This window comes from Streptomyces sp. NPDC001714 (genome assembly GCF_042892755.1).
Classification (GTDB): Bacteria; Actinomycetota; Actinomycetes; order Streptomycetales; family Streptomycetaceae; genus Streptomyces.
The window spans coordinates 574,082-582,115 of record NZ_JBIAUL010000004.1; the positions used below are offsets into that span (position 1 = coordinate 574,082).

Here is an 8,034-nt window from a genome sequence, read left to right on the forward strand (position 1 = left end):
GTTCGGCCGCTCAGACCTTCGGTTCGGCCGCGGTGGCCAGCGTCCCGCACAGGGCGGTGGCGCTGTCCGTGGCGTACGGGTTCGTGCCCGCGGGGCCGCCCGCCTTGGCCGTCTGGCCCGCCAGCAGGGGGTGCAGATGGTCGGCGGCGTCCTCGGCGCAGGACAGGGGGCCCGCCTGGACGTAGGAGACGACCAGCTGGGCCTGGTGCAGGCGCAGGTCGTCGCGGTCGAAGCGGAAGGTCAGCTCACGGCGCACGGTGAACAGGGACACCTGGGCGCCGGCCGGGGCGCCGGTGGGCCGCAGCGCGTAGACGAAGGTGTGGTCGGCGGTGACCTCCAGGGTGGCCGGGTCGGTCTCGGCGGCCGTCAGGTTGCCCTGGACGCGGATCTTCGGGTCGGCGAGTTCGGCGCTGGTGGGGTCGAAGCGGACCAGCCATCCGGTGGGGGCGTGCCGGCCGTCCGCCGCGGGGTGGTCGACGCTCTGGTCGAACTGGTCGAGCTGACCGGGGTCGAGCAGCGCCCGCGCGGGCCGCACCTCGCTGCTGTCGAGGACCTCGGGGTAGAGCGAGGAGCGGACGAGGTAGTCCTTGGCCGTGGTCAGGGCGGTGACGACCTGGCTGTCGGAGAAGTGCGCGGTGCTCCGGGCGGCCGGCAGCGGTATTCCCTCGGCGCCGACCTCGTACAGCTTGGCCGGGCTGTGCGCGAACAGCGTCTCGGCGTCGGCTGCGCCGGGCACCTTGCCCTGCGGGGAGAGCGGGATGACGGTCATCCGCAGGGCCTCGACGGGCTGCTGGGCCTCGTCGGTGCCGTAGGGGTGGCGGACGCCCATGTAGATCGCGGTGCCGAAGGCCACGAGTATCAGCACGACGAGGATCAGGGCCTGCCGGGTGAGGCCCCGGCGCAGGGGCGGGCGACGGCGTACGGCGGGCGCGTGGTCGGTCATGCGTTCGCGCGCGGAGGACTCCTGGAGGCGGGCAGCGCGGACAAACGATTCGTCGAAGACGACGGATCGGTACTCGTCCTCTCCACCCACGGGGCCGCCCTCGGGTGTCCCCTCAGGTGGGTCTCCTGGCCCGCCCATACTTTCAGAGTAGGTCTCGGGAGCCTCAGGTAAACGCCCTGCTACGCGACAAGTTCTGACAGGTTCTCACCAGGACTGCCACCAGGGCGGCCGCGGCCGCTCAGGGGGTGTGCGGGATCGCGGAGGCCGCCGGCTTGGCGGACTGCGAGTAGTCGGCGGACACGGAGGGCGCCGCCGCGGTGCCCTGTTCCTGGCCGGTGGAGGGGGGCCTGGGCACCTGGTCGCGGCTGCTGCCCGAGGAGGCGCTGCGGTAGACCGCCGCGAAGGCGAGCGCGACCATGCCGATGCCCATGACGAGGGCGAGCACCCAGGCGACGGGACGGTGCCAGCGGATGTGCTTGCCGTACGTCCCGGCGGCGCCGTACCGGTCCTCGAGTACGTCGGTGTCGTCCAGGTCGTCGAGCTCGCCGGCGAGGTCGGTGCCGTCCGGGCTGTAGCGGTCGTCGTAGCGCTCGCCCCTGGCGTGGGCGCGGCGGGCCTCGGCCTCGGAGGCCTCGGCTCTGGCCTGGGCGGCGGCAAGGAGGCGTTCGACGGCGGTCGGCTCGTGGACCACGGCCGCCTTCACGAAGGCCTCGTCGAAGACCACGGAGTCGAACTCTTCGTCCGACATTCCGTGGTCATGGTCGTCGTCGGGCTCCCAGCCGTCAGGGAACGGCGTGCCCCCCACGTCCTCCGGCACGGATCCAGAGTAGACCTGGGGGGTCAATTTGGGCAGACGGTATGGAAATTCATGGGCCCGGTGAGACGCCTCTCACGCCGGCCCGGGGTCGCGCACGCCCTGCCGCGCGCCAGCACGCCGTACGAAGAGCGCGGGTTGGGCCGTACGGGGGTCAGCGGCGGATGTGGCCGTCGCCTGTGACGATGTACTTGGTGCTGGTCAGCTCCGGCAGGCCCATCGGGCCGCGGGCGTGCAGCTTCTGGGTGGAGATGCCGATCTCGGCACCGAAGCCGAACTGGCCGCCGTCGGTGAAACGGGTGGAGGCGTTCACGGCGACGGTGGTGGAGTCGACCAGCTGGGTGAAGCGGCGGGCGGCCTGCTGCGAGGTGGTGACGATGGCCTCGGTGTGCCCGGAGGTCCACAGCCGGATGTGCTCGACGGCCTTGTCGAGGGAGTCGACGACGGCGGCGGCGATGTCGTACGACAGGTACTCGGTCTCCCAGTCCTCCGGCACGGCCTCGACGACGGTCGCCTTGGAGCCCTTGGCGTAGGCCAGGACTCGTTCGTCGGCGTGCACGGTGACGCCGGCCTCGGCGAGGGCGTCCAGGGCGCGCGGCAGGAACTCGGGGGCGATGTCCTGGTGGACGAGGAGGGTCTCGGCGGCGTTGCAGACGCTGACCCGCTGCGCCTTGGAGTTGACCAGGATGTCGATGGCCATGTCGATGTCGGCGTGGGCGTCGACGTAGACGTGGCAGTTGCCGGTGCCGGTCTCGATGACGGGGACCTTGGACTCCATGACGACGGTCTGGATGAGGGAGGCGCCGCCGCGCGGGATGAGGACGTCGACGAGGCCGCGGGCGCGCATCAGCTCGTGGACGGACTCGCGGCCCTCGCCGGGCACCAGCTGGACGGCGTCGGCGGGCAGCCCGGCGCCGCCGACGGCGTCGCGCAGCACGCGGACGAGGGCGGTGTTGGACGCGTGGGCGGAGGCGGAACCGCGCAGCAGGACGGCGTTGCCGGACTTCAGGCAGAGGGCGGCGGCGTCGACGGTGACGTTGGGGCGGGCCTCGTAGATGATGCCGACGACGCCGAGCGGGACACGGACCTGGCGCAGGTCGATGCCGTTCGGGAGGGTGGATCCGCGGACGACCTCGCCGACCGGGTCGGGCAGCTTGGCCACGTCGCGGACGTCGGAGGCGATGGCCCGGACCCGCTCCGGGGTGAGGGTCAGGCGGTCGACGATCGCCTCGCTGGTGCCGTTCTCGCGCGCCTTGGCGATGTCCTTGGCGTTGGCTTCGACGATCTCGCTCGTACGGACTTCCAGGGCGTCCGCGACGGCGAGCAGCGCGTCGTCCTTCACGGCCCGCGGCAGCGGCGCGAGGTCGGCGGCGGCGGCCTTGGCGCGGTAGGCGGCCTGGGTGACCGGGGACATGGCGTCGTACGGCGAGAGCGTGGTCATGAGGGAAGGGTAGTGCGCCCCGGCGGGCCGTCCACGCGTCATCCCACAGCGCGAGACGGGATCAAACAGGGGCAATACCCGCCGGGGACCTACGGGGTCAGAACGGGTGGATGCCGACCGGCGTCGCGGGCGGCGGACCGTAGCCCTCGGCGATCCGCTGGTGGTAGGTGGCGCGGTCGATGACCTCGAGACCGACGATCTCCCAGGCCGGCAGACCGGCGGTCTGCCGGTGCTCGCCCCACAGGCGCAGGGCGACCGCGGCGGCGTCGTGGAGGTCGCGGGCCTCTTCCCAGTAGCGGATCTCGGCGTGGTCGCAGGCGTAGCGGCTGGTGAGGAGGAAGGGGTGGTCGTGGGCCAGCTGTTCGAGTCCGCGGCGCAGTTCCGGCAGGGGGACCTCGGCACCGCAGACGCTGAGGGTGACGTGCCACAGGCGGGGCAGGTCCTTCGGCTCCTCGTAGGTGTCCCCGGCCGCGACGCTCGTCAGAGCACCGCGGGAGGCCGCAGCCCCAGGGCGCACTCGTCTCACGACGGCCTCCTTCAGCTGTGCTCGTGCGGAACGTGGACCTGAGACAAAGTTGAGCAGGCCGCAAGGGTTCGTGTGGCGGTTTTACGGAACGTCCCCCACCGGGGTCCGTCGTTACGTCCCGTTTTACCGGTGCAGGATCACCAGGTCGTCCCTGTGTACGACCTCGCGTTCGTACGCCGCGCCCAGCTCGCGTGCCAGCTCCCTGGTCGAACGCCCGATCAGCTGCGGGATCTCCTTGGCGTCGAAACTGACGAGTCCGCGGGCCACCGCACGGCCTTCGGTGTCGCGCAGTTCGACCGGGTCGCCGGCGGCGAACTCGCCCTCCACCGCGGCGATCCCGGCCGGCAGCAGCGACTTGCGGCCGTCGACGACCGCGCGGACGGCGCCGTCGTCGAGGGTCAGCGAGCCCTGCGGGGTGGATGCGTGCTGGAGCCACAGGAGGCGGTCTGCGGACCGTTTGCCGGTGGGGTGGAAGTAGGTGCCGGTGTCGCCGCCCGAGAGCGCGTCGGCGGCGTGCACGGCGCTCGTGAGGACCACCGGGATGCCCGCCGCGGCGGCGATCCGGGCGGCCTCGACCTTGGTGACCATCCCGCCGGTGCCGACGCCCGCCTTCCCGGCGCTGCCGATCTCGACGCCCGCGAGGTCCTCGGGCCCCTTCACCTCCGCTATCCGCGAGGTGCCGGGCCTGCCGGGGTCGCCGTCGTAGACGCCGTCGACGTCGGAGAGGAGGACCAGCAGGTCGGCGTGGACGAGGTGGGCGACGAGGGCGGCGAGGCGGTCGTTGTCGCCGAAGCGGATCTCGTCGGTGGCGACGGTGTCGTTCTCGTTGACGACCGGCAGCGCGCCCATCGCGAGCAGCTTGTCGAGGGTGCGGGAGGCGTTGCGGTGGTGGGCGCGGCGGCTCATGTCGTCGGAGGTGAGCAGGACCTGCCCGACGCGGACGGCGTAGCGGGCGAAGGAGGCGGTGTAGCGGGCGACGAGCAGGCCCTGGCCGACGCTGGCGGCGGCCTGCTGGCGGGCCAGGTCCCGGGGGCGGCGGCGAAGGCCGAGCGGGGCGAGTCCGGCGGCGATGGCGCCGGAGGAGACCAGGACGATCTCCTTCTCCCCGCCGCTGCGGCTCTTGGCGAGGACGTCGACGAGCGCGTCCACCCGGTCCGCGTCCAGACCGCCGGAGGCGGTGGTCAGCGAGGAGGAGCCCACCTTGACGACGATCCTGCGGGCCTCGCCGACGGCCTGCCTAGCCCTTGCCACGTCCTGTCCCCACTTCCTTGCGCGTGGCAGCAATCTACGCGAAGTGGACCGGCGCCAGACCCGACCGTCCAGCCCCCGGACAGGCGACGGACCAGGGACGGACCGGGTGGCGCACCGCGGATGAGCCGAACGGTCCGTGACGACTCACTCACGTGCCGCGCACGGCAAAAAGGTTGTGTTGACTGTCTATAGAAATCGAAACGAACTCAAAGTTAATTTGAAGTCTGTGTCATCTAAAGATCGCCGCGTGAAGCGCATCCTCCTCAGGTCGGGAAAGAGTCCCTACGACGTCGTCACCGTCGAGGAGGCCCTGCACCGGGACGTCATCGCCACCAATTCGGGCAACCTGATCTTCAGCGACGCCGCCCACAAGATCCTCGAGACGCCGGGGACCGAGGTCGTCTCGAACGGCATGCCCTCCGACGTCTCCGCCGCCGCCCGCATCAACGAGGAGTACGACGCCTTCGTCGTCCCGCTCGCCAACGCCTTCCGGCCGTCCTTCGAGAGCGCGTTGAAGCGGATGACCCGGCTGATCTCGAAACTGAGCATCCCGGTGGTCGTGCTCGGCGTCGGTGCGCAGACCGGAGTGAGCTACAACCCGGATCGGCTCAAGCGGATGGAGCCGACGGTGCGGGAGTTCTGCGCGGCGGTGCTCGAGCGCAGCGCGTCGATCGGCGTGCGGGGCGAGTTCACCGAGCAGTACCTGCGGAGCATGGGGTTCAAGGACGTCGAGGTCATCGGCTGTCCGTCCCTGTTCATGTACGGCGAGCGGCTTTCGGTGCACAAGAAGGCACTGGAGTTGACGCCTCAGTCGCGGATCGCGATCAACGGCTCGCACAGTGCCGTACGCGCACAGGGCCTGGACCGGATCATCACGCGCACCCACGAGCGCTATCCGAACCTGCGTTTCGTCGGCCAGAACCTCAGCGACGCACGGCAGTTGCACTGGCGTGACCTGTCGGATCCCAACGCCGCGGGGGCCGGGATGCCGACCCACCCGGACCATCCGATGTACCGCGAGGACAAGGTGCGGGTCTACATCGACCCGGTCACCTGGATCGACGACCTGCGCTCCTTCGACTTCTCCTTCGGCTCGCGCATCCACGGCAACATCGCGGCGCTGCTGGCCGGTACGCCGGCCACCGTGCTGTGCGGTGACTCGCGAACACTGGAACTGTGCCGTTACTTCGAGATTCCGCACCGGCGGCTGGACCGAGCGGCGAAGGATCCCGAGTCGGCGGACCCGGCGAAGCTGTACGCGGAGGCCGACTTCGGCGGACTGGTCGGCGGTCACCGGGAGCGCTTCGAGCGGTTCACCGGGTTCCTCGACAAGAACGGGCTGGAGAACACCTTCACGCACGGCGACGGCGGGGCCGCCTTCGAGGAGCGGATGCGGACACTGGAGTTCCCGGCGGGGATCCGCCCCTGGAACGACGCGGACGTGGCCTCGCTCACCTCGCGGTTCGGCTGGCTGCACAGCCGCATCGACGAACTGTCGCTGGACAACGCCCGGCTGGAGAGGGAACTGGCACGTGCCGGGGCGCGCGCCGCCAAGGCGACCGCCGCGCAGCAGCCGGCCTCGGTCTACCGGCGGGCGCGGCGTGCCGTGGGCAGGCCGATCCGGCGGGCCCTGGGGTCGGGCGGGTAGTCGCCCAGGGGGCCAGGGTCGGGCGGACAGCCGCCCGAGGGCAGGGTCAGGCGGCCGCGGCCTTCACGTCCCGGGTGGGCAGTGACCGCCGCAGCTTGCGCAGCGCACGCCGCAGGATGGTGTTGGCGGCCTCCTCGCGGTAGCCGTTGACGGCGCGGGCCTCGCGGGGTTCGGCGAGGTAGATCCAGTCGGGGACGCCGGCCGCCTTGGAACGGAAGTGCGGGTAGCCGAGGTAGACGCAGGTGCCGCGCTTCTCCAGGACCGGGGTGGGCTGCTTCTTCGCCCGTACGAACTCGACGACGTCCGGGAGGAGCTCGGTGCGGCGGACGGCGACCAGGTGCAGCTGGAGCCGCTCGTGGACCTTGAGGCGGCGGGCCACCTCGGGGTTCCAGTGGGCGTCCATCAGCGGCTCGGCGAGTTCCAGTTTGTGCTGCCGCACCTCCTCGCTGTCCTTGAGGAACCGGGGGCCGAACTGCGGGAGCAGCGTCACCTTGAACGGCCGGACCATGAGGCTGTCGCGTCGCGGTCCTGCCGGGACCATCTCGGCGATCAGGTTCATCAGGGCGCGCGCGGAGTCGAAGCGGAGGGTGTAACTGCCGCTCTTGGTGACGTGCTTGCCGTCCTCACGGCCGACGAGGTAGTAGCAGGGGTAGTCGGCGACGACGGAGACGCCGTCGGCGCGCAGGTAGGCCTCCATGGTGAACAGCGCGTCCTCGCCGGTCCACAGGGACTCGTCGAACCGCATGCCGTGCCGTTCCAGCAGCGCGCGACGGAAGAGTTTCTGGGCGCTGAGCGTGAACTTGATGTTGGAGGAGAAGACGTCGGTACGGCCCAGCGTCTTTCCCCACATCGACTGTGGGGGTTTGCGGTTGATCCCCTCGACCTTGCCGAGGACGACGTCGGTGCCGTTCTTGTCGGCCATGGCGACCATGCGCTCCAGGGCCTCGTCCCCGAGCCGGTCGTCGGCGTCCAGGAAGAACACGTAGCGGCCGGCGGCCTTGGCGAGGCCGACGTTGCGCGGGCCGCTGGGGCCGCCGGAGTTCTCCTGGCGGATCACGGTCACCGGCATGGCGGCGCGGGCCGCGAACTCCTCGAGGTACTCCCCCGTACCGTCGGTCGATCCGTCGTCGACGGCGATGACCTCCATGCGGGCCGGGTCGAGGGTCTGGCGCTCGACGGAGGCCAGGCACTCGACCAGGTACGGCATCGCTTCGTACGCCCCGATGATCACGGTCACATCAGGCTGCGCAACGACCGTCACGTTTCCCCCTAGTCAATGATGCGTTCCCCCTGCGTCACCCCGTACGCAACGTCTTAGACGCCGTCTCATTTGGCGTGCTGGGTAGTCTGCACTGTGTGGTGATGGTTGAGCGCATGGTGCCGGACGAGTTGTGGGAACTGTTCCAGCGGG

At 70.8% G+C, this 8,034-nt stretch carries 7 protein-coding genes; 1 reads left to right on the plus strand and 6 read right to left on the minus strand.

What is annotated here, in order from left to right:
* Nucleotides 1-10: 10 nt before the first annotated feature.
* The 5 genes from ACFY0P_RS14220 to proB form a co-directional block, all read right to left on the minus strand.
* Nucleotides 11-1,081, minus strand: a complete 1,071-nt coding sequence (locus ACFY0P_RS14220; RefSeq protein WP_388911405.1) for a hypothetical protein — start codon at nucleotides 1,079-1,081, stop codon at nucleotides 11-13.
* 100 nt (nucleotides 1,082-1,181) lie between these two features.
* Entirely contained in the window at nucleotides 1,182-1,760 is a 579-nt protein-coding gene (locus tag ACFY0P_RS14225) for a hypothetical protein (protein ID WP_388911408.1), read from the minus strand.
* 151 nt (nucleotides 1,761-1,911) lie between these two features.
* Nucleotides 1,912-3,198: a glutamate-5-semialdehyde dehydrogenase gene (locus tag ACFY0P_RS14230; protein WP_388911411.1), complete on the minus strand. Its 1,287-nt coding sequence runs from the start codon at nucleotides 3,196-3,198 to the stop codon at nucleotides 1,912-1,914.
* A gap of 97 nt (nucleotides 3,199-3,295) precedes the next feature.
* Nucleotides 3,296-3,724 (minus strand): hypothetical protein, encoded by a 429-nt coding sequence (locus tag ACFY0P_RS14235; RefSeq protein WP_046733220.1) that lies wholly within the window; start codon nucleotides 3,722-3,724, stop codon nucleotides 3,296-3,298.
* A gap of 123 nt (nucleotides 3,725-3,847) precedes the next feature.
* Entirely contained in the window at nucleotides 3,848-4,975 is a 1,128-nt protein-coding gene (gene proB / locus ACFY0P_RS14240; RefSeq protein ID WP_388911414.1) for a glutamate 5-kinase, read from the minus strand.
* Between the two features lie 247 nt (nucleotides 4,976-5,222).
* Between proB and ACFY0P_RS14245 the strand changes: the two genes are divergently transcribed.
* A complete protein-coding gene (locus ACFY0P_RS14245; RefSeq protein WP_388911416.1) occupies nucleotides 5,223-6,623 on the plus strand; it encodes a polysaccharide pyruvyl transferase family protein in 1,401 nt (466 codons plus the stop codon).
* A gap of 46 nt (nucleotides 6,624-6,669) precedes the next feature.
* Here the strand turns inward: ACFY0P_RS14245 and ACFY0P_RS14250 are convergent, their stop codons facing one another.
* Complete coding sequence (locus ACFY0P_RS14250) at nucleotides 6,670-7,884, minus strand: glycosyltransferase family 2 protein (protein ID WP_388911419.1); 1,215 nt, start codon at nucleotides 7,882-7,884, stop codon at nucleotides 6,670-6,672.
* Between the last annotated feature and the right edge of the window lie 150 nt (nucleotides 7,885-8,034).

Coding starts and splice junctions, on each gene's coding strand:
- ACFY0P_RS14230 (WP_388911411.1), bottom strand. CDS start 3,198: ATGACCACGCTCTCGCCGTACGACGCCATGTCCCCGGTCACCCAGGCC.
- ACFY0P_RS14220 (WP_388911405.1), bottom strand. CDS start 1,081: ATGGGCGGGCCAGGAGACCCACCTGAGGGGACACCCGAGGGCGGCCCC.